The 25,008-nt window shown below is 71.4% G+C and carries 25 protein-coding genes; 7 read left to right on the forward strand and 18 right to left on the reverse strand.

The annotated features are described in order from the left end of the window. The first annotated feature begins 112 nt into the window (after positions 1 to 112). Positions 113 to 739 carry a TetR/AcrR family transcriptional regulator gene (locus tag OG522_RS33780; protein WP_329466847.1) on the forward strand — a complete coding sequence of 209 codons (627 nt, stop codon included), beginning with the start codon at positions 113 to 115 and terminating at the stop codon, positions 737 to 739. 149 nt (positions 740 to 888) lie between these two features. Here the strand turns inward: OG522_RS33780 and OG522_RS33785 are convergent, their stop codons facing one another. Further along, positions 889 to 2,265 (reverse strand): serine hydrolase domain-containing protein, encoded by a 1,377-nt coding sequence (locus tag OG522_RS33785; RefSeq protein WP_329466848.1) that lies wholly within the window; start codon positions 2,263 to 2,265, stop codon positions 889 to 891. Between the two features lie 107 nt (positions 2,266 to 2,372). Here OG522_RS33785 and OG522_RS33790 point away from each other — a divergent pair, with 107 nt between their 5' ends. Then, positions 2,373 to 3,068, forward strand: coding sequence for a TetR/AcrR family transcriptional regulator (locus OG522_RS33790; protein ID WP_329466849.1), 696 nt, complete (start codon positions 2,373 to 2,375; stop codon positions 3,066 to 3,068). 40 nt (positions 3,069 to 3,108) lie between these two features. On the opposite strand, the gene OG522_RS33795 is transcribed toward OG522_RS33790, so the two are convergent. Continuing rightward, the gene (locus OG522_RS33795) at positions 3,109 to 4,041 is read right to left on the reverse strand and encodes an aminoglycoside phosphotransferase family protein (RefSeq protein ID WP_329466850.1); all 933 of its coding nucleotides are present in this window, start codon (positions 4,039 to 4,041) and stop codon (positions 3,109 to 3,111) included. Between the two features lie 9 nt (positions 4,042 to 4,050). Beyond that, positions 4,051 to 4,374, reverse strand: coding sequence for a GNAT family N-acetyltransferase (locus OG522_RS41310; RefSeq protein ID WP_443074781.1), 324 nt, complete (start codon positions 4,372 to 4,374; stop codon positions 4,051 to 4,053). 801 nt (positions 4,375 to 5,175) lie between these two features. Here OG522_RS41310 and OG522_RS33800 point away from each other — a divergent pair. Then, positions 5,176 to 6,285: an ABC transporter permease gene (locus OG522_RS33800; protein ID WP_329466851.1), complete on the forward strand. Its 1,110-nt coding sequence runs from the start codon at positions 5,176 to 5,178 to the stop codon at positions 6,283 to 6,285. A gap of 55 nt (positions 6,286 to 6,340) precedes the next feature. Continuing rightward, positions 6,341 to 7,522, forward strand: coding sequence for a hypothetical protein (locus OG522_RS33805; protein WP_329466852.1), 1,182 nt, complete (start codon positions 6,341 to 6,343; stop codon positions 7,520 to 7,522). A gap of 95 nt (positions 7,523 to 7,617) precedes the next feature. Here the strand turns inward: OG522_RS33805 and OG522_RS33810 are convergent, their stop codons facing one another. Genes OG522_RS33810 through OG522_RS33825 form a run of 4 tightly spaced genes read right to left on the reverse strand, consistent with a single transcriptional unit; the run spans position 7,618 to position 9,447 of the window. Continuing rightward, a complete protein-coding gene (locus OG522_RS33810; protein ID WP_329466853.1) occupies positions 7,618 to 7,905 on the reverse strand; it encodes a DUF3817 domain-containing protein in 288 nt (95 codons plus the stop codon). A gap of 2 nt (positions 7,906 to 7,907) precedes the next feature. After that, positions 7,908 to 8,375: a hypothetical protein gene (locus tag OG522_RS33815; protein WP_329466854.1), complete on the reverse strand. Its 468-nt coding sequence runs from the start codon at positions 8,373 to 8,375 to the stop codon at positions 7,908 to 7,910. A gap of 2 nt (positions 8,376 to 8,377) precedes the next feature. Next, on the reverse strand, positions 8,378 to 8,698 hold the full coding sequence (locus OG522_RS33820) for a hypothetical protein (RefSeq protein ID WP_329466855.1): 321 nt from the start codon (positions 8,696 to 8,698) through the stop codon (positions 8,378 to 8,380). A gap of 59 nt (positions 8,699 to 8,757) precedes the next feature. Further along, positions 8,758 to 9,447 (reverse strand): DJ-1/PfpI family protein, encoded by a 690-nt coding sequence (locus tag OG522_RS33825; RefSeq protein WP_329466856.1) that lies wholly within the window; start codon positions 9,445 to 9,447, stop codon positions 8,758 to 8,760. A gap of 207 nt (positions 9,448 to 9,654) precedes the next feature. Between OG522_RS33825 and OG522_RS33830 the strand changes: the two genes are divergently transcribed. Continuing rightward, complete coding sequence (locus OG522_RS33830) at positions 9,655 to 10,593, forward strand: GlxA family transcriptional regulator (protein WP_329466857.1); 939 nt, start codon at positions 9,655 to 9,657, stop codon at positions 10,591 to 10,593. 151 nt (positions 10,594 to 10,744) lie between these two features. Here the strand turns inward: OG522_RS33830 and OG522_RS33835 are convergent, their stop codons facing one another. After that, positions 10,745 to 12,067, reverse strand: coding sequence for an aldehyde dehydrogenase family protein (locus OG522_RS33835; protein ID WP_329467840.1), 1,323 nt, complete (start codon positions 12,065 to 12,067; stop codon positions 10,745 to 10,747). Positions 12,068 to 12,384: 317 nt separating this feature from the next. Between OG522_RS33835 and OG522_RS33840 the strand changes: the two genes are divergently transcribed. Continuing rightward, complete coding sequence (locus OG522_RS33840; RefSeq protein ID WP_329466858.1) at positions 12,385 to 12,867, forward strand: hypothetical protein; 483 nt, start codon at positions 12,385 to 12,387, stop codon at positions 12,865 to 12,867. Positions 12,868 to 12,936: 69 nt separating this feature from the next. Here OG522_RS33840 and OG522_RS33845 read toward each other — a convergent pair whose 3' ends face one another. Continuing rightward, entirely contained in the window at positions 12,937 to 13,704 is a 768-nt protein-coding gene (locus OG522_RS33845; RefSeq protein ID WP_329466859.1) for a G1 family glutamic endopeptidase, read from the reverse strand. A 227-nt stretch (positions 13,705 to 13,931) separates the two neighbouring features. Between OG522_RS33845 and OG522_RS33850 the strand changes: the two genes are divergently transcribed. Beyond that, positions 13,932 to 14,933, forward strand: a complete 1,002-nt coding sequence (locus OG522_RS33850) for a helix-turn-helix domain-containing protein (RefSeq protein WP_329466860.1) — start codon at positions 13,932 to 13,934, stop codon at positions 14,931 to 14,933. A gap of 153 nt (positions 14,934 to 15,086) precedes the next feature. On the opposite strand, the gene OG522_RS33855 is transcribed toward OG522_RS33850, so the two are convergent. From OG522_RS33855 to OG522_RS33895, 9 genes are all read right to left on the reverse strand, one after another. Continuing rightward, positions 15,087 to 16,283 carry an MFS transporter gene (locus OG522_RS33855; RefSeq protein WP_329466861.1) on the reverse strand — a complete coding sequence of 399 codons (1,197 nt, stop codon included), beginning with the start codon at positions 16,281 to 16,283 and terminating at the stop codon, positions 15,087 to 15,089. Then, positions 16,264 to 17,322: a PrpF domain-containing protein gene (locus OG522_RS33860; RefSeq protein WP_329466862.1), complete on the reverse strand. Its 1,059-nt coding sequence runs from the start codon at positions 17,320 to 17,322 to the stop codon at positions 16,264 to 16,266. The genes OG522_RS33855 and OG522_RS33860 overlap by 20 nt, the downstream gene beginning before the upstream one ends. Further along, on the reverse strand, positions 17,319 to 19,112 hold the full coding sequence (gene asnB, locus OG522_RS33865; RefSeq protein WP_329466863.1) for an asparagine synthase (glutamine-hydrolyzing): 1,794 nt from the start codon (positions 19,110 to 19,112) through the stop codon (positions 17,319 to 17,321). Before asnB ends, OG522_RS33860 begins: the two co-directional genes overlap by 4 nt. Before the next feature lie 96 nt (positions 19,113 to 19,208). Next, on the reverse strand, positions 19,209 to 20,303 hold the full coding sequence (locus OG522_RS33870; RefSeq protein WP_329466864.1) for a glutamate-cysteine ligase family protein: 1,095 nt from the start codon (positions 20,301 to 20,303) through the stop codon (positions 19,209 to 19,211). A gap of 50 nt (positions 20,304 to 20,353) precedes the next feature. Then, positions 20,354 to 21,574, reverse strand: a complete 1,221-nt coding sequence (locus OG522_RS33875) for an ATP-grasp domain-containing protein (RefSeq protein WP_329466865.1) — start codon at positions 21,572 to 21,574, stop codon at positions 20,354 to 20,356. Continuing rightward, positions 21,571 to 22,824, reverse strand: coding sequence for an ATP-grasp domain-containing protein (locus OG522_RS33880; RefSeq protein ID WP_329466866.1), 1,254 nt, complete (start codon positions 22,822 to 22,824; stop codon positions 21,571 to 21,573). Before OG522_RS33880 ends, OG522_RS33875 begins: the two co-directional genes overlap by 4 nt. A 23-nt stretch (positions 22,825 to 22,847) precedes the next feature. Continuing rightward, positions 22,848 to 23,843 carry an LLM class flavin-dependent oxidoreductase gene (locus OG522_RS33885; RefSeq protein ID WP_329466867.1) on the reverse strand — a complete coding sequence of 332 codons (996 nt, stop codon included), beginning with the start codon at positions 23,841 to 23,843 and terminating at the stop codon, positions 22,848 to 22,850. 13 nt (positions 23,844 to 23,856) lie between these two features. Then, positions 23,857 to 24,759, reverse strand: coding sequence for a hypothetical protein (locus OG522_RS33890; RefSeq protein WP_329466868.1), 903 nt, complete (start codon positions 24,757 to 24,759; stop codon positions 23,857 to 23,859). A gap of 6 nt (positions 24,760 to 24,765) precedes the next feature. After that, entirely contained in the window at positions 24,766 to 24,951 is a 186-nt protein-coding gene (locus tag OG522_RS33895; RefSeq protein ID WP_329466869.1) for a hypothetical protein, read from the reverse strand. Positions 24,952 to 25,008: the final 57 nt, after the last annotated feature.

Below are 25,008 nucleotides of genomic sequence, written 5' to 3' on the forward strand. Positions count from 1 at the left end.
GGCGGATCTTCGTGATACGAACGTACCATGATGTTGGTACGGCGGTATCATCAAGGCTCCGCGGCCGGGGCTCTCCCGTACCGGCGGGAACTGCGAAGCGGAGGAGCGGTCGGTGCCCAAGCGTGTGGACCATGTACAGCGACGGACCGAGATGGCCGAGGCGCTCGTCCGGGTCGCGGGCCGGCGCGGTCTGCACGCCGTGGGCATGCGCGATGTCGCGGCGGAGGCGGGGGTGTCGCTGCGGTTGGTCCAGTACTACTTCGAGACGAAGGAAAAGCTGCTGCTCTTCGGTCTGGAGCATCTGGCGCAGAGATTCGGGGAGCGGGTCTCCGCCCGCGTCCGTGCCGCAGGTAGCAGTCCCCGCCCGCGCGCGATGGTCGAGGCGCTGCTGATGGCGGCCCTGCCGGTCGACGAGGAGAGCCGCACCTTCCACCTCCTCTACACCTCCTACGCCGTCCTCTCCGTGAACGACCAGGCGCTCGCCGACCAGCCCTTCATCAACAACCCCGACGCCGCCGAAGACGCCGTGGCGGCACTCCTTGTCCAGGCACAGGAGTCGGGCCTGCTCGAACCCGATCTGGATACGCGGTTGGAGGCGGTCAGCCTGCTCGCCATGTCCGCCGGACTCGGCACCAGCGTTCTCGTCGGCCAGCGGAGCCCGGAGTCGGCCGCCGCGGTGCTGGGTCACCACCTTGACCGGATCTTCCGCACTCCGGGAAGTGCGAAGGCGATTCCCTAGGTCCTTCCTGGCCCCGGCCCCGTCCCCTGCCCCCGTCGCATCGCCGTGCGTCGTCGTCGGACGACTCGTCCTGCCGGGCCGCGGGACGGTGGGCGGGGGCTCCGTGGTGTTGGCTCCGGCGCCAAGTGGCCGCCCCCGCCCGCGTTGGATCAGGACGCTTGCGCGACCCGGCCGAAGAGCCGGCCGGCGAGGTCGACGCCTGTGATCGCGCCGTTGGCGTCGCGGGAGAAGTAGCCGCGCTGCCCCTTGAGGCCGCCGTCGGTGATGACGTACTCGTCGCCGTCGCCGGGAAGGAAGCCCATCTCCGCGGCCGGGTAGTCCGGGGGCAGGTCCTCGCTCGACGCCGCGCGAATCTCGGGCTTGATCCCGACCGCCAGGGTGAGACGGGCGCCGTCGGTGGCTATGTCGAGGTTCATGGCGTCGATCTCGTAGCGGCCGACGACCTGTTGGGCCGACTCCTCGTCGTACGCGAGCGGCTCCGCGGTCTTCTCCACTACGCCGAGGTAGTGCTCCAGCGCCCACCGCACGACGGACTGGTTGAAGGGGTATCCGTCCGGGCCGACATTGGCCAGCGAGACCACCGCGAAGTTGCGTTCGGGCACGATGAGCAGCTCGGCGAACTGGCCGTTGCCCGAGCCGCCGTGGCCGATCGCGTGGAGGCCGTCCAGGTCGTGCAGGAACCAGCAGACGCCGAAGCCGTCGCCGAGAGTGCTGGCGCGCAGCCCGACGGTCTGCTCCCGCATGCGGTGCAGTTCCGCGGCGGGCAGAACGCCGTCGCCGTCGCCGAGTTGGAACCGTGCCCAGCGCAGCAGGTCGCTCACCGACGAGGCGAGGCCGCCGCCGGGGTTGTCGCCGCGCGCGCCCTCCTTGAACGCTCCCCACGGCCGGGCGGCCCGCAGTTCGCCGTCGTCATCGCGGTTGTAGCCCACGGCGAACTTGCGGACCATCACCTCCGCCAGTCCGTACACGGTGTCCGACAGGCCCACCGGCTTCAGCACGAGCGAATCCATGGCCTGCTCGAAGGGCAGGCCCGTGACCTTCTCGATGATCCGCCCGGCCAGGTTGTAACCGGCCTGGCTGTACGAGGCGCGGGACCCGGGCGCCGCGATCAGCGGCAGTTGGGGCAGCTTCGCCACGAGCCCGGCCAGCGAGCGATCGCCCTCGCCGTCGTCCATCAGGTTCCAGTCCAGGCCCGCGGTGTGGTTGAGCAGGTTCAGGACGGTGATCTGCGCCGCGGCCTGCTCGTCGGCCAGCTTCAGCTCGGGCACGTAGCGCCGCACCGGGGCGTGCAGGTCGACCTTCCCCTCGGCGACCAGGCGCATCAGGGCGGTCGCGGTGAAGGTCTTCGACACCGACGCGAGCGGGAATAGCGTGTTCTCGTCCACCGGCAGGGGGTGATCCAGGTTGGTCACACCGTGCGAGGCGTAGATCTCCTGGCCGTCCAGGAACACTCCGACGGCGACTCCTGGAACACCGAGCTCCGTGGCCTGCGCCTTGACGAACTCCGACAGCTTGTCCTGCGACATGGTGGGCTCCCCGTTCGAGTGCTTGAACTAAGTACGAGTACGAGCGTAGGGGCTACTTGAACTAAGTGCAAGAGGTCCATGAACTAAGTTCAAGTAGGGTGCTGGGTATGCCGAGAGACACACTGACCGCAGACCGGATCGTCCGAGCGGCCATCGAGCTGCTCGACGACGAAGGACTGGACGGCCTCAACATGCGGAGCCTGGCGAAACGGCTCGGCTCGGCCCCCACGGCCGTCTACTGGCACATCAAGACCAAGGACGACCTGGTCCGGCTCGCCGGCGACGCGATCTGGTACGAGGTCGAGCTGCCCGATCTCGACGCCGCCGACTGGCGTACGGCCGCCGCCGCCCACGCCACCGGCATGCACGCGATGCTCACCCGGCACCCCTGGCTCGGCCAGGCGTTCGGCAGCCACCTCCTGCACGGAGCCGGTCAGGCCCGCCACAACGACCTGAGCCTGGCCATCTACGAAAAGGCGGGCTTCGCCGCCGCCGACGCGGACCGGGCGGCCGCCACCGTGTTCACCTTCGTGCTCGGCAGCACGCTCGGCCCGGCCGCGCAGGTCTCGCTGAACCGCCGACTGAACAAGGACGGCGCGGACGGCGAACAACGGATGGCCGACGCCATGAAACGTGCCACCGAGATCGCCATGCAGTTCCCGCGCCTGCGTGAACGCCTGGGCACCACGGCCGCCACGGAGTACGCCGCGGCGCCCGACGACACCTTCACGTTCGGCCTTCAGTGCCTCCTGGACGGCTTCGCGGCGCGCCTCGCCGCCGGCAACACCCGTCGGCGCCGGTAAACCCGGCGCCCACCGTTCGAGGTGCCGACGCCGGTGTCGTTCACGCTCGTTCCGTCAGCAACCCCGCAAGGCCGTCCGCGAATTCGGTGAGCCAGTTCAGTCGGGGTCCGTTGCGGGCCATGCGGAAGCCGTGCCGACGACCCCAGAACGCGGCCTGGACGGCGTGGAGTTGGGCCCATCGCTGGACGCGTACGCGATCCAGTTCCGCGGCTTCGGCGAACACGTCCAGGGCGCGGTGGGCGGCCTTGCCCATGTCGTCGGCTTCAAGCAGCGTCAGCGCGCGCGACTTGAGCAGTGTGCCGCCGTCGTAGGCGGGGTCTCCCACGCACCCCTTGGGATCGACGGCCAGCCACGGCTCACGCTCCGCGCGCAGGATGTTCCCGGCGTGGAGATCACCATGGATGAGGACATCCGGCTGGCTGGCGCCGAGCTCACGGATGGTCGCCGCGGCGGCGTCCACGACGTGGCGCGGCATCGTGTGCGCCAGTTCCGCGGCATCCTTGCGCAGTTGCGCCTCCCAAGCGGCGGCCTGCTCCCTCATCCGGGGCAGGCCGGGCGGCGCGGGAACGGCCAGTCTGCGGCTGATCCGCGCTGCGACGCTCACCACCTCGTCGTCGTCCGCGACTTCCGACAGACGCGAGGTGTGAGCCCGCTCAAGCAGCATCGCGAAGTGCTCGTCATCGCGCTCGTACAGCCAAACAGCTCCGTGGCCGCCCCACGCCGCGAAGGCGTCCGGCTCATGGACGTTGCCGGGATGCGGAAACGACACCTTCAGCACAGCGGCCCCCTCGGCCTTCCGCCGGACCGGGACGATGACTCCAACACCCCCATGCATGACGTCGCCGTCCGGCACGCACCCCCAGCGCTGCGTCAACTCGTCCACCAGCATGGGCAGTTCGGCGAGCCACGCCGCTCCGGGCTCTCCCTCGCGCTCGATGGTGTTCCGAGTGAACGTGTCCGGTACCGCGATCATCCGGGCACCCTACTCGCAGCGACAGTTGCAGGACGCGAGTCGGACCGAACCACCTTCCAAGGGGCCGGTCGTCCCAAGGGTGTGGCGTGGATGAGGACCGGCAGGCCCGAACGGGCCTTCTTGCCGATGGAGGCGCTGGTTCCAGTCGATCCACGCCAGGGCTTCCTGCCGGGACTTGGGACGGGGGTGGTACCTCATCACGGTCGGGTCGCCGAGGAGTGCGGCCATGTCGTCGAGGTCGTCTTCGGCCATCTGCCGGAAGGCAAGTCGCGGGGTGGGCGGCGGAATTGCGTGGTGGTGGGCCAGGGGTTCTCCTCCTGCGGTCCTCGGCACGCCCGACCGCAGGCCGGTCCGGGGCCCCAGCGGTCAGGCGTCGAAGCCGCGGCGGGGCGGCGTCGATGTGGAACAGAGCGCATGCCCACGGGGCGGATGCCCTTCGGCTCGTGGACGCCGATGGCTGGCTGGCGCCCGCCGGTCCGTGGGGGACCCGGAGCAGCGGGCGGGCTGCCGGGTTGGACGGCGGCCGCGTCGACTCGACCCTGCCGTATGCGCCCGGCTCGGGGCTACCATCGCCCGGATGGCCCAACGTGCCCGAAACCCTCAAGGGGCCGCCGGGTGGGGCGTCCCCGCGAGTTCGGGCACGGCGCCCGGGTCGTGCTCGGGTGTGCCCCGCGACGAAGCGGCGGACGGAACAGCACGATCACCGGGCCCACGACCCGCGGTAGCCCGGGTCGGCAGGTGGAGAAGCGCGCAACGTGTCCACTCCGAAGAGGACCTGGCCATCCACGATGCCGATCACCGGGGCGGCCGGGCGCCCGCCCCGGGTGCGTACGACACCAATCGGTGGACCACGCCGTCAGCGCCCGCGACGGCGGCCGCGAGATGAGGCCGATGACAATCCGGGCGATGATGCTCCTGGCGGAAATCCGCTTCCTTGTCGTCGCGGAACCGGTGGCGCCGACCGGGCAGCGACAGCACGGAGCCGGTCTCCTCGTTCGCCTTCGCCGCGGTACCCCAGGCGAGAGCCCGCGCACGGGACCCACGGCCCTCGGGTTGTGACCGAGGTCCCGGACCGGACCGCGCCGATCGGGGCAGACGGCGCGGAAGACGTCCCCCGTTCCGGAGTGGTCACACATGCCGATGGAAGAAGATGACGCCAACCGCTCGACCGCGGAGCACGCCGCGCCCGGCGGCCACGGTACGCACGCGAGGAAGCGGGGCGCGGCCGGTGCCTGGGCCGATTTCAAGCACTCCCCGTTCCTGCCGGCGGTCGTGCTGGTCTTCATCCTGGCCGCCGCCGCGGGCCTGTTCGCGGGCTCCTACACGTACGCCATGGCCAATCCGACGCCCCGCCACATCCCCACCGCGCTGGTCGCGCCGCCCGGCTCCGCCGAGGCGAAGAAGTTCGTTGCCGGGATGGACAAGGCTCTCAACGCCTCACTCGAACTGCGTCCGTACGCGAACCAAGGCGCGGCCCGGCAGGCGATGGAGGAGCAGACCGTCTTCGCGATCCTCGACGTGCGGCCGGACGGGGTGCGCATGGACGTGTCGGGCGCCGCCGGGGCGTCCGTGGCACAGGTGCTCGCCCAGGCCGCGGTTCCGGTGGCGAAGGCCGTCGGCGTGCCGGTGACGATCACCGACGCCAAGCCGCTCCAGCCGGGCGACCCACGGGGCCTCGCGCTGTTCTACATCTCGCTCGCGGCCGTGGTGCTGGGCTTCGTCGGCTCCATTCAGCTGAGCGTGCACGCCCGGACGCTGAACCCGCTGGAGCGGATCGCGTTCACCGTGGCGTACTCCTTGCTCGGCGGGTTCACCATCGCCGCGGTGGTCGACTGGGGGCTCGGCGCGGTGCGGCTGCCGTTCCTGGAGTCCTGGACGATCCTCGCGTTCACGATGTTCACGTCCGGCATGGTCTTCACCATGTTCAACACCTTGATCGGGCGCTGGGCCATGCTGCCCACCTGGGGGCTCATGGTGCTCCTTGGCAATCCCTCCTCCGGTGGCGCGGTGTCCTGGCCGCTGTTGCCGTCGCTCCTGGGCCACGTCGGGCGCTGGCTGCCGCCCGGCGCGTCGGTGAACGCACAGCACACGGCCGTCTACTTCGCCGACGCCCAGCACGCCTTCCCGTTCCTCGTGCTGGCCGGCTGGTCCCTGCTGTCGTGCGCGGTGTTCTGGCTCTGGCGCCACCGCCACCCCGGGGGCCGCGACCGCGGCTCCCCGGCGCACGGGGCGGCGGCCGCCTGACCCCGAGTCGGGATGCGGGGGCAACCGATGGGGGCGGACCGGATACGGTGCTCGTGTGCTGATCACGGGGGAGGAGACGGGGACGGCGTTGCTGCTGGCGGCCGCTCCGTCGAACAAGGGTCGTCTCATCGATGCGGCGTCGGTGCTCCCGGGCCTGGCGGCGGTCGCACCGGGCGTGCTGACCGGGACCCGGGCGGCGACGGTCGTGGAACTGGCCGACCCGGTCGACCCGCAGACCGTGCTGACCCGGATCCGCGCCGCGGCGGCCACGCCCGGCCCGCTGGCGCTCTACATCGCGGGCCAGCTGCACGTCGATGCCAAACAGCGCCTGCTGCACGTCGCGTTGGCCCGCACCACGCCGTCGACGCTGCGCTACACCGCGTTGCCCTGGGCGTGGCTCGCTCACGAGTTGACGATGCGACGGCCGGGCACCACGACGGTGGTCGTCGACCTGGTCGCCGACGAGACGGCCTGGCAACTCGTGCAGCACGAGCACCTCGCGCTGGGCCACGGGATCCGCCTGTACGGACGTGTCTGCCCGCCCCCGCCGCGCCGGACGGTGCTGTCGCCCGACTATCTGAAGGAGTACGCCACGGTGTGGCGCAGCGGGGCGAGCCCCTCGCCCGCGCAGCTCCACGAGCACGCCGCGGAGCAGACCGGCGCGGCGAGCGCGCGGTTCCTCAGAGTCGATGTCCCGCAGTTCGGTACGGACGAGCCTCATCTCCAGGCGCCGCAGGCGATCTCGGCGTTCCCGCAGCAGCCCGGCCCTGTGGATGCGCCCGCCGCGCCCCCGACGTCCGTCGCTGATCCGCATCCGGCGATTCTGGCGGCCGCACACGCGGGACGGCACAGCGAGGCGGCGTCCATGGCCGCGGTGTGGGAGAGCGAGGCGCTGCGCACCTACGGGCCGGGTTCGCTGGAGGCGATCCACTGGCTGGAGGTCCGCGCCGACCTCGCCCGCCTCGCCCAAGACCCCGCCCGCAGTTGCGAGTTGTGGATGGCCTGCGCCCAGGCGCGCCTCGCCCGCCGGCAGCCCACCGACGACGTCGACGTCCAGGCGGCCGTCGACCGCGCCCACCATCAGTGGGAACAGCTCCGCGACCCCGCGCGGGCGCGCCCGCTGGCCCCGGCCCTCGTCGCGCTGCGCCGCCAGGTGCCGGGCCGCCAGAACGGCGCCCTGGAAGCCGTGCAGCGCCGTCTGGAACTCCTTCACGAGGTTGCTGCCGACAGGCGCTGACCCGCCACGTCGTCCCCGAACGGGGTGAGACCTCCGGTGCCGCGCCTGCCTGGCAAGCAGCTCTGGGCACGAACAAGGCGCGGGGTCAGGGCAGTTCAGGGCCGGACGCCCGCCTTGCCGGGCTGGTCGATGGCGCCGGGAGGGGAGAGCCGGCGGAGCGCGAGGAGGCCGCCGATGCCGGGAACGAGGGCAGTTGCCCTGACGGTCGTCGTGGCCTGCTTGAGGCGCCAGGTGGCGGCCACGACGAACAGGTAGGCACAGCCGTGAGTGGGGCCCGCCAAGGAGGAGACGGCCTTGAGGTGTGCGGTGGCGAGGTTGGCCAGCATGATGATCAGTGAGATGAGTTCGACGTGTGCCGCGATGCGCAGCGGGCGAAGGTGCATGATCACGCTCCGGTGGTGGAACCGGGGCGGATGATCATCAGGACGGTGACCGTTGCCCACAGCAGGTTGAAGAGGCCGGTGAGCATGGCGAGGCGTCCAGCGTCTCGGGAGCCGGGGCTGAGGCCGGACGTCTGTGGGGCGGTGAGGACGCTGTCCTGGGCGGGCAGGATCAGCAGCGCCAGGATGGCGGCGGCCGCGGCGGTCAGCAGGATCGAGGTGATCAGCCATCCGCTTGTGAGCACACCGAGGCTGCTGGCCGTGGCGAACCCGAAGACGGGAACCGCGAGGCCGATGGCTGCGTACACGCGGCAGATGCGGTGCAGCATCCGCAAGGTCGTCAGCGCCTCGCGGCCATCGAGGTCGGCGGCGGCGCGCCGCAGTACCCGCGGGAACATGCTCGCGGCGACGGTGACCGGACCGACGGCCAGAACAGCGGCCAGGACGTGCAGGGAGAGGAGGAGCTTCGTCATGGTCAGCGCCCCGCGACCGCTCGGTCGGCACGGCGCTTGCCGGTGACCTTGGATGCCGGGAGGCGTCCGGCTCTGGAGGTGCCGGTCAGTGTGTCGCCGGTGACCGTCACGGCGAAGGCCAGGTTCAGGCGTATCGGCTTGGTGACGGACTGCTGCCAGGTAAGCCGGTCGCCGTCGAGCGCGACATCGCTGAGGGCGACCTCCTCCGACGCCCCGAGGGCGACCCCGGTCAGGACGCCGTCCCGGTGCAGGAGTTCGACGGTGGCTTCGATCTTGCCGATGGGGGTGGAGACGGACAGGTCCCAAGTTCCTTCGACGGACATGCTCTTGCTGTTTCCTCACGGTGTGGTGCGAGCAGGGGTACGGGGGGCGCGGCGCGTGGTCAGAGGCCGACGGGCGCCGGGCCCTGAGCACGCCAGACGGTGCCGCGGCGCTCATGGGCGAACAATTCCTCGACGGCATGGGCGATCCGGGGTCCCACCTCGCGCTCCAGCAGGTACAGGCCCAGATCGAGTCCGGATGTGACGCCGGCGCCGGTGACGAGGTCGCCGTCATCGACGACGCGGGCGCTCACCGCGTGGGCACCGGTGGCATCGAGCGTGTCCAGGCCCAGGTGGTGGGTGGTGGCGTGACGGCCTTCAAGCAGTCCGGCCATGGCCAGTACGAGCGAGCCGCCGCACACCGCCCCGACCGTCACCTCCGGGTTGTCCATCGCCGCCTTCAGGAGAGCGGGCAACTCGGTGGTCAGGGTTCGGCCCAGCAACACGGTGATGAGTTCGTCCTGTTGCCCCTCCCCGGCGCCCGCGGCATCGGCAGGGGCCTCACCGGGTTTTCCGACCCGGCCCGAGGCGCCGGGAACCAGGATCAGGCCCGCACGCCCGGGGTCGAGAGCGGCCGTGGCGCGCAGCGCCAGGCCCCCGCTACCGCTGACCACCTCGCGTGGTCCTTCGGCGGAAACCATCTCCACGCTCACCGCGCCGCCGGAGGCGGTGCCCCCGGCGTACAGCACCTCGTAGGGGGCGATGGCGTCGAGCGGATCGAAGCCGTCGAACAGGACGATCTGGGCGTGCATGAAGGGTTCCTCCGAGTGCGACAGGTCCGGCCCGCGCCGGGCTCTTCCCCGACGCTAACCGGCTGCCACTTCCTGTCCCAGTGGCATTTGTGACGCTGATCAACGGGATAATGCCAAACCAATGAGAAGGCCCGTGAGCTGGCCAATCAAGGGACTTCGGGCCTCTGTAGGGCGTCTGCGCGGCCGGTGGGAAGGTATCTTCTGGCCATGCACACTGTCGCCGTCCTGGCACTGGACCGGGTGATCCCGTTCGACCTGTCCACTCCGATCGAGGTCTTCGCCCGCACCCGGCTCCCGGACGGGCGCCCCGGCTACCAGATTCGCGTGTGCGCGGAGAAGCCGGAGATCGACGCGGGAGCCTTCACCCTGCGCGCGCCCTGGGGCCTGGAGGGCCTGAAGGGCGCGGACACGATCATCGTGCCCGGCACCAATGTCCCCGCGGCCCCGCTCGCCCCCGCCGTTCGCGACGCGCTGCGCACGGCGGCCGCGGACGGCACGCGCATCGCCTCCATCTGCGTGGGCACCTTCGCGCTGGCCGCCACCGGGCTCCTGGACGGCCTGCGGGCCACCACCCACTGGATCGCGGCCGACCTCCTGGCCGCCACCCACCCGGACATCGAGGTCGATCCGGACGTGCTGTACGTCGACAACGGGCAGATCCTCACCTCCGCCGGCGCTGCCGCGGGGCTGGACCTGTGCCTGCACATGATCCGCCGCGACTACGGATCGGCGGTCGCGGCCGATGCCGCACGACTGTCCGTCATGCCCCTGGAACGCGAGGGCGGTCAAGCGCAGTTCATCGTCCACGACTACGCGCCCACCCCTCAGGGGTCAGCCCTTGAGCCCCTGCTCAACTGGCTCCAGAACAACCTGGGTTGTGACCTCACGCTCGCCGACATCGCCGCTCAGGCCGGGACCAGCACCCGGACCCTGATACGCCGCTTCCGCGAACAGACCGGCACCACCCCGCTCCAGTGGCTGCACCGCGCCCGCGTCCGTCAGGCACAGCACCTCCTGGAAACCACGCACCACTCCGTCGAACGAATCGGCACCCAGGTCGGCTTCGGCTCACCCACCGCCTTCCGCGACCGCTTCAAACGCACCACCGGAGTCAGCCCCCACGCCTACCGGCGCACCTTCAGCTGATGGCCACACGGCCCGTCCCGGTGAGACACACACCAGTTCAGGATTCCTGACGCATGGTCAGGATGTTCATGTCTCCTGGCGCACCGTCAGGAGCTACCTGCCGCCGGAGCCCCGGCAGGTCGGGTCCTGCCGGGGCCGGGCTTGGTGCGGCTCAGGCGAGCGGCTTCGACAGTACGGCCTTGCGGTGGCTGAACGTCTCGATCGAGTAGCGGCCGTGGTAGCTGCCCATCCCGCTCTCGCCCACCCCGCCGAACGGCAGGTCGGAGACGGTCAGATGAGCCAGCGGGAGGCCCAAGCCGAGGCCCCCGGACGACGTCTCGGCGGCCAGACGCTCACGCGTGGTGGCCGAGTCGGTGAAGACGTACAGGGCCAGGGGCTTGTCGCGGTCGTTGATGAAGTCGATGGCGTCGTCCAGGCCGGGCACCGTGACGATGGGCAGGATCGGGCCGAAGATCTCCTCCTGCATGACCGGTGACCCGGGGGCGACGTCGGCCAGGACGGTCGGCGCGAGGTACTTCTCGGCGCGGTCACCGGCGCCGCCGGTCACGGTCCTGCCGGAAGCGAGCAGTGCGCTGAGTCGGTCGAAGTGCCGCTCGTTGACGATCCGCCCGTACTCGGGGGAGTGCTGCGGCTCGGTGCCGAAGAGGTCCTCGACGGCGCGGGCGAGCTCGGACTCCAGGGCGCGGGCGGTCGTTGGATCGGTGAGAACGTAGTCGGGCGCGACGCACGTCTGGCCGGCGTTGAGGAACTTCCCGCGGGCGAGCCGTGCGGCGACCGCGGACAGGTCGGTGTCCCGGTCGACGAACACCGGTGACTTGCCGCCCAGTTCGAGCGTGACCGGAGTGAGGTGCTCGGCCGCGGCCCGCATCACGATGCGCCCGACGACGCCGTTGCCGGTGTAGAAGATGTGGTCGAAGTGCTCGGCGAGCAGCGCGGTGGTTTCCGGTACCGCGCCTTCGACCAAGGCGACCGCGTCGGTGTCTAGGTACTGCGGCAGGAGCCGGGCCATGGCGGAGGAGGCGGCGGGGGCGAGCTCGCTGGGCTTCACCACGACGGCGTTGCCGGAGGCCAGCGCGCCGAGTAGCGGCGTCAGCAGGAGCTGGACCGGGTAGTTCCAGGGGGCTATGACCAGGACGACACCCAGTGGGTCGTACTGCGTCCAGGCCGTCGCGTCGTCACCGAGGTGCGCGGGGACCGGTGCGGACTCGGGCCGCAGCCACTCGGAGAGGTGGTCCAGGGTGTGGTCGATCTCGCGGACGGTGAAATCGATCTCGGTGCGGAAGGCCTCGGTGGAGCTCTTGCCCAGGTCGGCGTAGAGGGCTTGTGCGATGTCGTCGCCGTGCGTGGTGAGCATCTCGCGCAGTCGGCGCAACTGGGTGGTGCGCCACTCGACGGGCTTGGTGCGACCCGAGCGGAAGGTGGCGCGCAGTCGGGCCACGATGTCGGCGGGCTGCTCGGTGGTGGGGTGGATCACGGTGCCTCGCTGATCAATACGGACCTGACCGCCCTGGGCGGTCGTGTCGAGTTCAAAGGGTCGATGCATATGGCAACCATTGAGGGTGCCAAGTAAATTCCCGTTCCGCAAAGCCGGATGTGGAAACAGGGCGTGGCCACGTGTGCCGAATGCGGAGCGTTATGGCGACTCGCCCTCCAGGGTTGGCGGTTCGCCGGGCGTCAGCGGTGTCGCGTCACACTGGCCGACCGTCGCGCCACGCAATCACATGACTTCAGACCGTAATCGGGCCTGGCAGAATGTGTGGCGCCGCTCCCCTTCGCACAGGAGATCCCCACGTGCCGCTCCGGAAGATCAACCGACTCACCGCCGCATTGGCCCTGGCCGTCGGCCTTGCCGGGGGCGCCCCTCACGCCTACGCCATCGACACCATTCCGTGCCACAGTCCCACCAGAAGGGACTTGACCGATCCGAGCACAGGGCTGCTCTGGCGCGGGGTGGAGGTCAGGCTCTGCAACCTCACCCAACGGCATGTGCCCGTCTTCGCCGGCCGCTCGGCCGGTGCGCCCGTCATGGGATACCTCGAACAGGGCGGGGCGGCGAACTGGTTCGTCACGGAAATGCACGGCGGGGATTTCCGTCTGGGTTCGGTGGCCAACAACTGGTGGGCCAGCACCAGGGCCGACAACGGCTGGTGGGGTTGGGTGCCGGAGGTGTACTTCGCGGGCGGCGGCAACTACGAGGACGACGCCGGGCTCCGACTGCCCGGAGGTTACGCCTGTGCCACCACCTGCCCGCCCCCGCCCTTCTGGGCGCGATGAGACGGCAAACCACCGAACGTCCGCGCTCGGGCGGTTCGCCCAGGAGTCCCGGGCGAACCGCCTTATGACCTAATAGCGGATCGTGCCCGGACGGGTCGCGGGGTGCGTGCTGTGCGGGGAGTTGCCGCCCGGACTCATGGAGAAGGCGCCGTTCTGGAGCGGCCCGGGGCTGTATCCGCCACTGGTCAGGCCCTGGGGGTTGTAGCTGTCGAAGACCTGGCCGTCGACGGTGATGCCGGAGAAGTCGAGCCGGTCGAAGGACGGATAGCTCTGCGTCGGGGATTCGATGATCGCCTCGGCGCTGACGTTCTGGGCATCGAGGTACTGGGTGGTGTGCTCGGTCCAGCCCTGGGTGTTGTCCGTGAGGGTCAGGGCGTAGCTGCCGCCGCCCTCGGAGACGACGGTGGCGGTCATGCTGTCGCCCTCGGCGACGGGGTCGTTCCAGTAGACGGGCTCGGCCGGGTACATCTCGTACCAGGCCGAGAGCTGCGGGCTTCCGCTGGAGCAGTCCGTCTGCACTCCGGTCTGCTCCACCGTTTGTGAGCCGTAGCCGTCGATGCCGACCCAGGGTGCGAAGAGATCGCTGGTGGAGTTGCAGGTGGCGTGCGGCTCCACCCAGGATCCGGTGATGCGGGTGAACGAGCCCTGAGCGACGTATCCGCCCCAGACGCTGTCCTTGATCCGTGTGTGGTCCGGGCCGAAGCCGGCGGCGCTCGCGGCGGACGTACCGACGCCGAGCGGGGTGACCGCGGCCGCGGCCAACAACAGGCCTACTGCGGCGGATCTGATCCCCTTCGTTCTGCGGAATCTTCGGGTGGGATGTATGCGGGTACCCATGGGCCGGTCTCCTCGGGGTGAGGGAGTGGGGGAGGCTGCGGGTGGGCCGATGTCGATCGAGCCGGGCTCATGGTGGAGGCGGCCGGCTTGAACTCTCAAGGGACGGGCGGAATCCGGAACATGCCATGGCGAGAACATGACATGACGCCGGGTTGGGGATGGACAGAGGGGGCCCGCGGACTGTAAGAGCCCGCGCCCCGGCGCGACGGAGGATTAGGCGGTCAAGGATGCGCCCCAACTCGCCCTCGAACGCGGGGACTTCACCGGCCCCGGTGCCGGAAGGCCTGCTCGTGGCTCTTGGCGTACCGGAACCGGAGGAGCGCGTCTACCTCCGCGTCCTGGCCAGGCCCGGCCGCACCACGGAGCGGATCGCCGCCGAACTGACCCTGGGCGACGAATCGGCGGCAGAGGCCCTGCGGTTGCTCGCCGGGCGGGGGTTGGTCCGTCGCCAGGGGGTGCCGCCGACCTGGTCGGCGGCGGCACCGGACGTGGCCGTTGAGGCACTTCTGCTGCGCCGCGAGGAGGAGCTCTGCCGGACCAGGGGCCGCATCGGTGAGCTGATGCGGACCTACCGCCGGGCCCAGCAACCGTCCGCCGCGGGACTCGTGGAGATGGTGACCGGACGCGCGGCCATCGCGGACCGCTGGCGGAGCATGCAGGAGGGAGCCCGTCACGGTGTCCTCCTCTTCGACAAGGCACCGCACATCATGCGCGCCGACCCGGGGGCGGAACTGCCCCTGCTGGCCCGGGGAGTTCGGATGCGGGTCGTCTACGAGGCGAGTGGGGTGCGCGCCCCGGGCCGGCTGGCCGAACTCCGGGAGTTCATCGAGGCCGGCGAAGAGGCCCGCATGCTGCCCGAACTCCCCTGCAAACTGGCCGTGGTGGACGACCGGTGGGCGATGCTCCCCGTGTCGAACGGCGCGGAGCTGCGGGCGGCGCTCTTCGTACGTCCCTCATCGCTGCTCGACGCGCTGACGGCGATGTTCGAGGTGTACTGGCACCGGGCGTTGCGCATCCCCGACACCGACGACCCGCGGCGCGCGGCCGCGGACCACCAGCGGGAGCTGCTGACCCTGCTCTCGGCGGGGCTCACCGACGACAGCATCGCCCGCCACCTCGGCGTCTCTTCCCGCACCGTGCAGCGCTGGGTGCACGAGGTGATGGACGTGCTCGGGGCCCGCACCCGCTTCCAGGCCGGGATCCAGGCGGCCCGTGCCGGACTGCTGTGAAGCGCCGACGGGAATCCGCCCCGGCCGACGCTGGCTCGGATGCCGCATCGACGGGGGCGGCGGGCCCTGTCGCGAGTCGCCCGGCCGTCAAGGGGTGGTGGCGCCGCGGGGAAGCGCCACCGGACTTCTCGACGTGCGGACGGCGCGGGGTGCTCAGCCCGTTCGCGCGGGGCGGCGCGTGCGAGCGGAAGCCCATGTCACCACCGGCGGGCTCGCCGCCGCCACGCCCGCGAAGCAGCCTGCGAGCAGCGCCCAGCCCGCCGGGCCCGCGGCGACCGTCCAGCCGATGACCGCCGGGCCGGCCGCCTTCGCCGAGCCGTCCGCGATGAGCTGCCACATTCCCTGGTACTGGCCCAGGAGCTGATCGGGGGCCAAGTCGTAGGACAGGGTCCAGCCCGCGGCGGCACCCAGAATCTCGCCCAGGGCCAAAGCCAGGCACGCCGTCACGAACAGGGGCCACACGGCCCGTTCGGCGGTCGCCAGCGCCGCGCAGCCCACGGCCGTCAGAGCCCCGGCCGCCAGGAGTGCGCGGCGCGCCCCGGCGACGTCCTTCGCCGGGCGGCTCAGCCGGGCCTGCAGAGCGATGACCACCACGGTGTTGAGGATCATCGCCGCCGAGGTGGTCCAGGGCGGCAGGTCCGATCCGTACACGATCCACAGCGGCACGCCGATGGACACGACGGCACGGTTCAGCGCGTGCACGGCGTTGAGCAGGCTCACCGTCAGATAGCCGCGGTCGCCCATGGCGTCCCGCCCCAGCCCCCTGCCCTTGGCGCCGCGCCCGGCCGCCGGCAGCCGGGAGGTGGTGAGGGCGCTGACGCAGAACGTGGCGGCGTCCAGCGCCAGGAGCGCGTACAGCGCCGCGGTCGTGCCGGTGGACATGGCGAGCGCGGCGAGCAGGGCCCCGACGGAGAAGCCGATGTTGGAGACGGACCGCTGGTAGGCACGCAGGGCCACGCGGCCCTCGGGCGGCACCAGCTTGCCCATCAGCGTGGCACGGGCCGCGGTGTTGCCGCTGGTCGCCAGCTGCCGTACGGCCAGACAAAGCGCCAGCAGCCAGGCGGAGGCGGTCGCCAGGAGCAGCACGGTGGCAAGGGCGCAGACCAGTTCCGTGACCACGGCCAACGACCGTGCCCCGTACCGGTCGCTGAGCTGGCCCACCGGCACCGCGCCCAGGACACCGACAAGCCCGCTCGTGGCGAGCAACGAGGCGGCTTGGCCGAGCGGCAGGTGCTTGGCCGCGGAGAGGAAGACCACGAGGGCGGACATCGTGGCCCCCGTGCCCGTCATGCTCACCAGATTCCCGAGCGCCAGCCGTCGCTGGGTCCGGTCATCCGGTGCGAAGCGCATGCTCGACCTCCAGGGGCAGCTGGGCGAGCCTGGTCACCCGCCGGTCGCTGACGGTGAGGTGGCGGCTGCCGTCGGCCTGGGCGCGCAGACCGACCGTGGAGGTTCCGCCCGAGTGCCGTACGGCGAGGTCGGCGTCGCCCGGAATGTCCCCGGCCACCAGGGTGGCGACGGCGACCAGTCCGGTGAGGGCGAGCCCCGGATGCCAGTCGTCGGTGGACAGGGCCCGCGCGTGCAGCAGGCCGCCGTCGGTGCGCAGCAGCAGGGCCGGCTTGGGCAGCACTTCGGAGTCGCCCATGCCGAGCCGGGGCGCCAACTGGGCACGCACGTCCCGCAGTACGGCCCTGACATCGTCGCCGGCCGCAAGCACGCCGGCGCCGTCGCCGATGCCCAGGGCGGCGGCGTCCACGAAGGCATACGGGTTGCCGCTGTCGACGACGGTGACCGTCACCTTGGTCCCGGCACTGTCCAGGACGATGGGCTCGCGACCCAGCGGGAAGGCGGCCTCCGGATCGTCGAGCGGGAATCCGAGCCCGGCTGCGTGCTCGCCTACGGCCACATCGAGGGTGTGGATGTCGCAGCTGATGATCCGGCGTACCCCGGAGCGGTGGGTGAGCAGCCTCAGCGGTCCGCCGTCCCCCGAACCCCGCCCGCTCGCGTGCAGGTGGGTGGCGGTGGCGAGCATGGAATGCCCACACTCCGGGGTCAGATCGAGGACCTGGCTGCCGTCGCGTTCCACGACTTGGGCGAAGACGTATTCGGCGGCCACGTCCGGGGCATCGGCGGCCGGGTGGGCAAGTGCCACCTTGGCGACCGGCCGTCCCAAGGTGGCCACGGCGGTCTCCAGAACGGGCAGTGGATCCGCCAAGCGGCGCGAGCTGGCGACCACCAGAGTGGGCGCTGCGGCTCCGCCCACACTCCACAAGCCGATGTCCACTCCCACGGCCCGCACGCGCTCGACCAAGGCCGCGCGCTGTGCCGTGACGTCGAGACCGGTCGTGGCGTCAGCCCCGGCCGGCGGTTCGATCGCGGTCGCGGTCATCGGGTGCCCTCCATCGTCTGGTTGAGCCACAACTCCAGGACCAGCAGCGCCCACACGGTGTGGGCCAGTGGCTCGGTGCGCCGCTCCTCGAACTGGGCGAGTACCTTCTCGACCTGGGCGGTCTCGAAGATCCCGCGTTGCGCGGCCGGATCGGTGAGGACCTGGCGGGCCCAGTCGAGCGCCACCGCGCCGTCGTCGAGCAGGTGGTCGCTGAGCCGGAAGGTGAAGGGCTGCTTGGGCCGGTTGATGACCGCGTCCGGGGCCCAGCCGTCGCGGGCGGCCGCCGCGGCCAGGGTGGCCTTCACCGTGCCGTCGGGGCCGATCTTCTGGTCGAGCCGCAGCCCACGGCCGAGGGCCGTCACACCGTTCCGGCAGAACGGCACCCGGGCCTCCACCGAGTGCGCCGCGCTGAGGTGGTCCACCCGCTGCAAGTGGTAGACCGGCAGCCGGTGGCGCAGCTCGAACTCGGTCGCCGCCTCGGCAGGAGAGACCCCGGGCGGCAGCGGTGCGCCCCACGGCCCGTCGTCGCCCCGCCGGACCGAGTGCAGGTGGTCCCTTGCCTGTGCGGTGTACAGCGCCTCGTGCCACTCGGCGGGCAGGCCGGACAGTGCCCTGCGGTAGGCGTGGCTGTCGCCGCTGTGGGCGAGCGCCTTGAACCGGTCGTATCCGCCGAAGAGTTCGTCGCTGGCGTCCCCGGTGAGGGCCACCGGGTAGCCGGCCTCGCGTACCGCCTGGAAGAGCCGGTACGTGCTGACGATGATCGGGTCCGAGTTGGGCTGCCCGAGGCTGCGCACCACGGCCGGCAGGAGCTCGGGCAGGTCGGCGCCGCCGACGCGGACCTGTTCCAGGCGCGAGCCGGTGGAGCGGGCCACGAGCTCGGCGAACGGCAGTTCGTCGAAGGCGGAGGGTGTGCGCGGCACGACGGTGAAGGTCTGCAATGGACCGGCCGCGCGGGCGGCCAGCGTGGTGACGATCGAGGAGTCGAGGCCGCCGGAGAGCACCGCGCAGTACGGCACGTCGGAAGGCAGCATGCCCGCCACCAGTTCGGGCAGTGTGGCGCTCAACTCCCCTATGGGATCGGCGTGTTGGGACGCGCCGACCTCCGCGACCCGGCCGACGACCGGGGCGCTGCCCGGTGCGACCTCCAGGGCGTGGCCGGGCGGCAGCGAGCGCACGCCCTCGATCAGGGTGGGGTCGCCGAGCGCGCCGGGCTCGGGCACCGCCCCGTAGACCGCCTTGAACCGCAGGTAGCGGTCGAGGCTGTCGGCGTCGAGCCGGACCCCGCCGCCGCGCAGCCGCAGGAGCGCCGGGATCTCGGAGGCGAAGCCGAACCGGCCGGCCTCGGCGAAGACGTACAGCGGCTTGATGCCCGCCTGGTCGCGGACCAGGGTGAGGCGGCGGCTCGCATGGTCGTAGGCGACGATCGCGAACATGCCGTCGAGGAGACGGGCCGCCGCCGCCCCGTGCCGGGCGAACAGCGGGGCGAGGACCTCGCCGTCGCAGTCGGTACGGAACTGGACGCCCTCGGCGGTGAGTTGACGGCGCAGTTCCGGGGCGTTGTAGATCTCGCCGTTGTAGAAGACGGTCACACCGTCCGCGGTGAAGGGCTGCCAGCCAGAGTTCGGGTCGGAGATCGCCAGCCGGGTGCCGCCGGCCAGGACCCCGTCGAAGACCCGGTGGGCGTGCCCGTCGGGGCCGCCGTGGTGCAGGAGATGAGCCATCTCCTCGCCCAGACCGTGCAGCTCGTCGTGGCTGAGGCGGGGGTCGAGCAGGCCGAAGATGCGGCACATGGTGCGGTATTCGTCCTTACGGTGGAGTGATGGGTGGTGCGGTGGGGGACCGGCGGCCCGCGGCGGGGCGGGCCACCGGTCGTCTCTGTCCGCCGGTCAGTGACCCGTCAGGTCCGCCTGCTGTGCCAGGAACGCGGCCCAGTCCGGGTTGGCGTACCACGTGTCGAGGGTGTCGTCCGCGGGGCAGCGGCGCCGGTCGGCGAGGTCACGCAGTGCGTCGAGCGCCGAGGTGTCCAGACCCTGGTCGGCGAGGCCCTTGGCGGCCCGGTCCAGAGCGTCGTCGACCAGCGCGCCCGCGTCCACCGGCTGGAAGTGCCGGTCGATCAGCGGAGCCTGGTAGCCGTGGATCGCGGCCTGGCGCATGTTCTGGTCGGCGAACGGGCTCGCGACGTGCTCGAACTCACCCTTCTCCAGCATGAGTCCGGACACCAGGGCCGTGTAGCCGCGCACGAGGTCGAGGCGGTTGGTGATGTCGATGCAGGTGACCTCCTTGCGGAAGTACTGGTCGTCGCGGAAGTACAGCGGGCGACGGGTGAAGCTGCGGCGGTAGGAGCGCTCCGACTTGCCGACCACGCCGTCGACCGTCCAGGGGCCTTCGCCGCGCACCGGGGTGTTGGCGCTCAGCAGAATCAGCGCCGGACCGAACCAGTCGAACTTCGCGTGCAGGTAGTCGCGGTCGAGACCCGCCTCGACGGCCTCCGGGAAGCTGACGTTGACGTGGATGCCCCAGGTCATCATGGCCGTCTCCGCCGCGGCCCAGCCCTCCACGCCCCGGCCGCCGCGGGGGCCCCGGTACTCCTCGGTGGAGCGGTGGGCGCCGTACGCGCTGCCGCGCAGGCCGACCTCGGCGAGCAGGGTCTGCATCTCCTCGTAGTGCTGGACCAGGTATTCCTGCTGCTCGTACACGTCCGTGGCGACCGGCGTGCTGATCTCGATGCCCTTGACGTGGAGGTCGGTGATCTCGCCCTGCTCGTTGGTGAGGTCGTAGCCCTCCAGGTAGAAGCTGCGCTGGTTGGAGCCGGGGTACTTGACCGCCATGTAGTCGTTGGAGGGGGCGTTCGACTTGGCGATGACGTCCTTGAGGACGGGGAAGGACAGGTCCTTCCAGTGCTGCGGCTGCCCGTCGGCGTCGACGAGCTGGTACTCGAATTCGATGCCCATGCGATAGGCGTTCGGGTCGTATCCAGGCATGGTGAAGTGTCCCTTCGGAGGGTTGACGGTCAGGTCGGGGCGGGCCCGGCTCAGGCGGTGGTGATGCCGTCCAGGAACCAGCGGTGCAGGGCCAGAAGTCGTTCGCTCGTCTGCTCGCGGCTGTCGCCGAGCGCGACGCCGCTGAGCAGATACGCGGAGGAGGCCACGTCGGCGGCCGCGCCCGTGGCGGGCGGCAGGGCGCTCTCGTAGTGGCTGATTCCGGGCAGCGGGCACCCGGCGGGAGCGAAGCCCCGGGCGCCGTCGGCGTCGTACGCCAGCAGGAAACCGGCGGTGGGTGCGGCCCGTTCGGGTACCAGCGTCTCGGGGGAGGAGCGGGTCTGGTGACGGGCGGCCAGTTCGACCAGGTCGACGCCGTGCAGTCGGCGCAGGGTCGGCTGGATGCGGCCGCCGCCGACGCGGCTCGCCGCCTCGTTGACGACGATGCCGTCGGCCGTGTCGAAGAACTCGATGTGGAAGGCGGTGGCGCGTGGTGTCGGCAGGGCGCGCAGGGTCTCCTCGGCGAGGCGCACCACATCCGCGCGTCGCGGGTCGTCCGCGTCCAGGGTGATCGCCATCGTCGGGACGGGCTCGTCCCGGACCTCCAGCATGGTGGTCGACCACGACCAGACCTCGGCGAACACCGCCCGGCCATCGACGAACACGCCGTCACAGTGCAGGAGTTCGTGCGGTGTGAAGGCCTCCGCGAGGTAGTCGGCCAGTTGGTCGCCCTGGCGCGCGGCGAACCCGGCGGCCTGTGCGGCGTCCGCGATCCGCTCGATGCCGCGCGAGCCGGTGCCGGTGCGCGGCTTGGCGAGCACGGGGTAGCCGACCCGGGCGGCGAACGCCTCAAGATCGCCGGGGAGTTGGAGGCCCGCGTACGGAACGATCGGCAGCCCGGCCGCTTCGAGGAGCAGCTTCATGCGCAGCTTGTCCCGGTAGGCCTGGGCGCTCTCGCTGCCCTGCCCGGCGAGGCCGAATTCGTCGCGCAGTGCCGCCGCGCGCAGCACGTCGTGCTCGGAGGTGGCGATGACCGTGTCGATCCCGTACGCGCGGATCCACTCGCGGGCCGTCGCCAGGACGTCCGGGTTGGAGACGTAGTCGTCGAACTCGGCGATCTCGGTGTACCGACCGTGGATCGCCTCGGCCTCCGGGTGGCGGTCGACGGCCCGGGTCGAGCAGTTCAGCAGGAACAGCTCGTGTCCGGGGTCGAGCCAGCGGTGGAAGGCGGCGGACTGAAGGCGGTACCGGTTGAGGATCAGGACCTTGCTCATGCGCCGGCCTCCCCGCTGGTGCGGATGGTCAGGTTCCCGGCAAGGGCATCGGCCGCGGCTACGGCGTCGGCCCGGTTGTCGGCGAACGCCACGACCGCCGCCCGCATCTCGTTGCCGTTCTCGATCGGGGCGAGCCGGTCGCCAGGACGGACGAAGCAGCGCGTGAGGACGTGCCGCTCGCGCAGCTCGGGCGGCAACTCGCCCACGTCCACGGACTCGACCAGCCCATCGCCCTCCGACACGCACCGGCGGACCGCGAACCCCCGCTCCCCGGGCGCGAGTTCGGGTGCTTCGCCGTGCAGCACGTCATACCAGGCGCGGTACAGGTCGACGCCGGTGACGGCGTGCACCATGTGGCTGATGAAGACCCCGCCGATGCGGCCGTTGACCTCGACGATGCGCGGCCCCGCGGCGGTGAGCCGGACCTCGGTGTGCGCGGGACCGTCGAACAGGCCGCAGGCCAGTACGGCCCCGGCCGCGACCTCCTCGATGGCCGCCCGGTCCGCTGCGGCGAGCCGGGCGGGGATCTCCGCGTCCAGCTTGAGCGTGCCGGTCCGGCCGCCGATGCCTTTGCCGGTGATCGCGACGGTGGTGACCACACCGTTCGCGGCGACCGCCTCGACGCTGAACTCGGGCCCGTCGAGGTATTCCTCGACGATGACCTCCGACTCCCACGACTCGTCCAGCGCCGCGCCGAAGGCAGCGTCCAGCTCCGCCCGCGAACGGGCCACGGAAACCGCACAACTCGCGGCGCGGTCCGAGGGCTTGACCACGACGGGCCCATCGGTCCTTTTCGCGAAGTCGCGTGCGGCAGCCAGGTCCCGGCACGCCACCCAGCGGGGCTGCGGCACCCCGGCCCGGTCGAGGGCCGCGCGCTGAAGGCTCTTGTTGGAACAGGCCAGGCCCGACCGCTCGGTGTGGCCGCGCAGCCCGAACCGCTCGTTGAGCCGGCCCACCAGCGGCAGCAGGTAGTCGAAGTCCGCCAACACGGCGGTGAAGGGCCGCACTTCGTGGAAGTCCGCGATGCGCTGTTCGAGGTCGGCCACGCTGTCGGTACGGAACGCGGTCGGGACGCGCGGCAGCGGCAACTGGACGTCGCCGAAGCCTGCCAGGTCGTTGTCGGGGTGGTCAGCGACGACTATCTCCGCGCCGGTGCGGGCGAGGGTGCGCAGCGCCGATTCGCGTTCCTTCGCCGGGCGTATCACCAGGACCCGTGGGGTCGCCGGCTCAGCCGTGGGGGCCTGTTCCATGTTCTGTGTCTCCTTCGCAGCCGTCACAGGTACGGCAGAACCTCAGTGCTGAGCAGTTCCACTGATTCCAGCGCCTCTTGAATGGGTGCTCCCGCCCAGTGCACGCGCAGCAACAGCTCGGTGGTGCCGGTCCTGCGGGTCCACTCGCGCAGGGTGCGCAGGCAGTCGGCGGGGTCGCCGATCGCGAACCGGTCACGGGAGAGTTCGGCGAGGTCGGCGTCGAAGCGGTCGCCCTCGGGCAGCACGGTGTCCTGCCCCCAGTCCTTGTAGACGGCGTACTTCGCGGCCAGATGGCGGCGGGCGCGGGCCGCGGCGGTCGACCGGTCCGGCGCGCAGACGACCTCCCGCATCAGCGGCACATCGGTCGCGGGGGCAAGACCGGCCTCGGCACGGGCCGTGCGGAACAGGGCCAACTGCCGCTCCACCGTGGTCATCGACGCATGCGGATTGATCATCCACGCGTCGCCGATCCGGGCCGCGCGGGCCACCGCCTTGTCACCATTGGCCGCGAGCCAGACCGGCGGCCCCGGCCGCTGCACCGGAAGGACCGAGAGCCGGGCGCCGTCCAGCCGGCACCAGGGAAGATCGGCGGCGACCGCCTCACCCGCCCACAGCCGCTTGACCAGGTCGAGGTTGGCGGTGAACCGGCTGAGCCGACCGCCCTTCGGCACGGCGAACGCGTCGTATTCCAGCTCGCGGTAGCCGAGCCCCGCGCCGAACACGAGCCGTCCACCCGTGAGCACGTCGGCGGTCGCGTATGCCTCGGCGGCATCCACCGGGTGCTGGAGCGCGAGCAGGCAGATGCCCGAGCCGAGCCGCATGCCCTCGGCGACGGCGGACAGCCGGCCGAGCAGGGGCAGTGGCTGGAGGTGCGCCATCTCCTCACTCAGATAGTGCTGGGCGACGAAGACGGAATCCCAGCCGGCCGCGCGCACCGCGTCGACCAGACGCAGATGGTCGTCAAGCGCCCGGCCCGGGTCCTCGCCGGGCGGATACTGCAGGGTGAGGTTGAGCCCCACACGCACTGATGGCCTACGGTCGTTCATCACTGTCCAGCACTCGGCTTCCGGGAACGGCCCGTGGTCCGCGCGGAGTGCGCAGGTCACGGGCGACGAGGATCTGTTTCAGCCAGTGCCCCGGCCGGCCGGGGCAGGCGTGTACCGCCCGGAAGTTGTCGACCACGACCACACTGCCCGGCTCCAGCACGAGATCGTGGCGTGCCGCTTCCAGGCCCTCACGCAGAGCGGTGAGGGCCGCTGCCGCCGCCGCGCCATCGGCTGCGGCACGGAACGGGTCGAGCAGCAGGTACGGATCGTCCGCGGCGCCGCGCAGCACGGGCCCGGTGTGCCCACCCACCGCGAACCGCCCCTGCCGCAGGACTTCCGCGTGCTCCTCGGCCAGCCGCACATCCCTGACCTCGGCCAGCGGAACGCGAGCGCCGCCGGAGCAGCGCAGCGCGAACAGGCCGAAGTAGTCGGCTCGTTGAGGGCCGGGGCCGTCGGCCGTGCGCCAGTTTGGTTGCTCGTCCGGCGCGGCGGGCGGGAGCACGTTCCGCACCATCCGGCCCTGCTGCTCCCCGACGCGGCCGAAGGGCTCGCCCAGACACATCGCCACCAGGGCGAGCAGCAGTTCCTCGCGCCGGGTGCGACGTCCGGGATCCGAATCCTCCAGGCTGGTGGGCAGAGCACCGAGCGATGCGTCGTCCACGTGCGTCCCGCGCACCAGTTGTACGGCACCGGGCTCGATGGTGCGGAATTCGTACAGCGCCTTGCGAAGCCCGGCGGGGACTCGGGCGACCAGTTCCCAGGCATGCGCGTACAGCGCGCTGCCGGCCGGGTCGAGCCAGTTGTCGAGCAGGTCCTCGATCAGATTCTCCAACTGCCTGATCTCCGCTATGCCCAGTTCGTGGACGAGCACTCCGCCGACACGCCGCACCGCTGCTCAGCCCCAGCCGAGGTCGTCCTGGGTGGCCACCGGGGCGGCCGGACCGTCGGCGGTCACGGCCGCCGCGAGGTGGAGGGCCCGGTCGCCGTCGGCGGGCGCGGTGACGCCGAGGTGGAGAGCGAGCGGGACGGCCAGGGCGGCCAGCCCGAGAAGGAGGGTTCTGAAGTTCCTGCGGTGCTTCATCACGGGTCACCAATCGGCGTCAAAGTTCGAGTGCATCCCGCAGCCAGAACTGGTGCC

It is taken from the genome of Streptomyces sp. NBC_01431, from assembly GCF_036231355.1.
GTDB lineage: Bacteria > Actinomycetota > Actinomycetes > Streptomycetales > Streptomycetaceae > Streptomyces.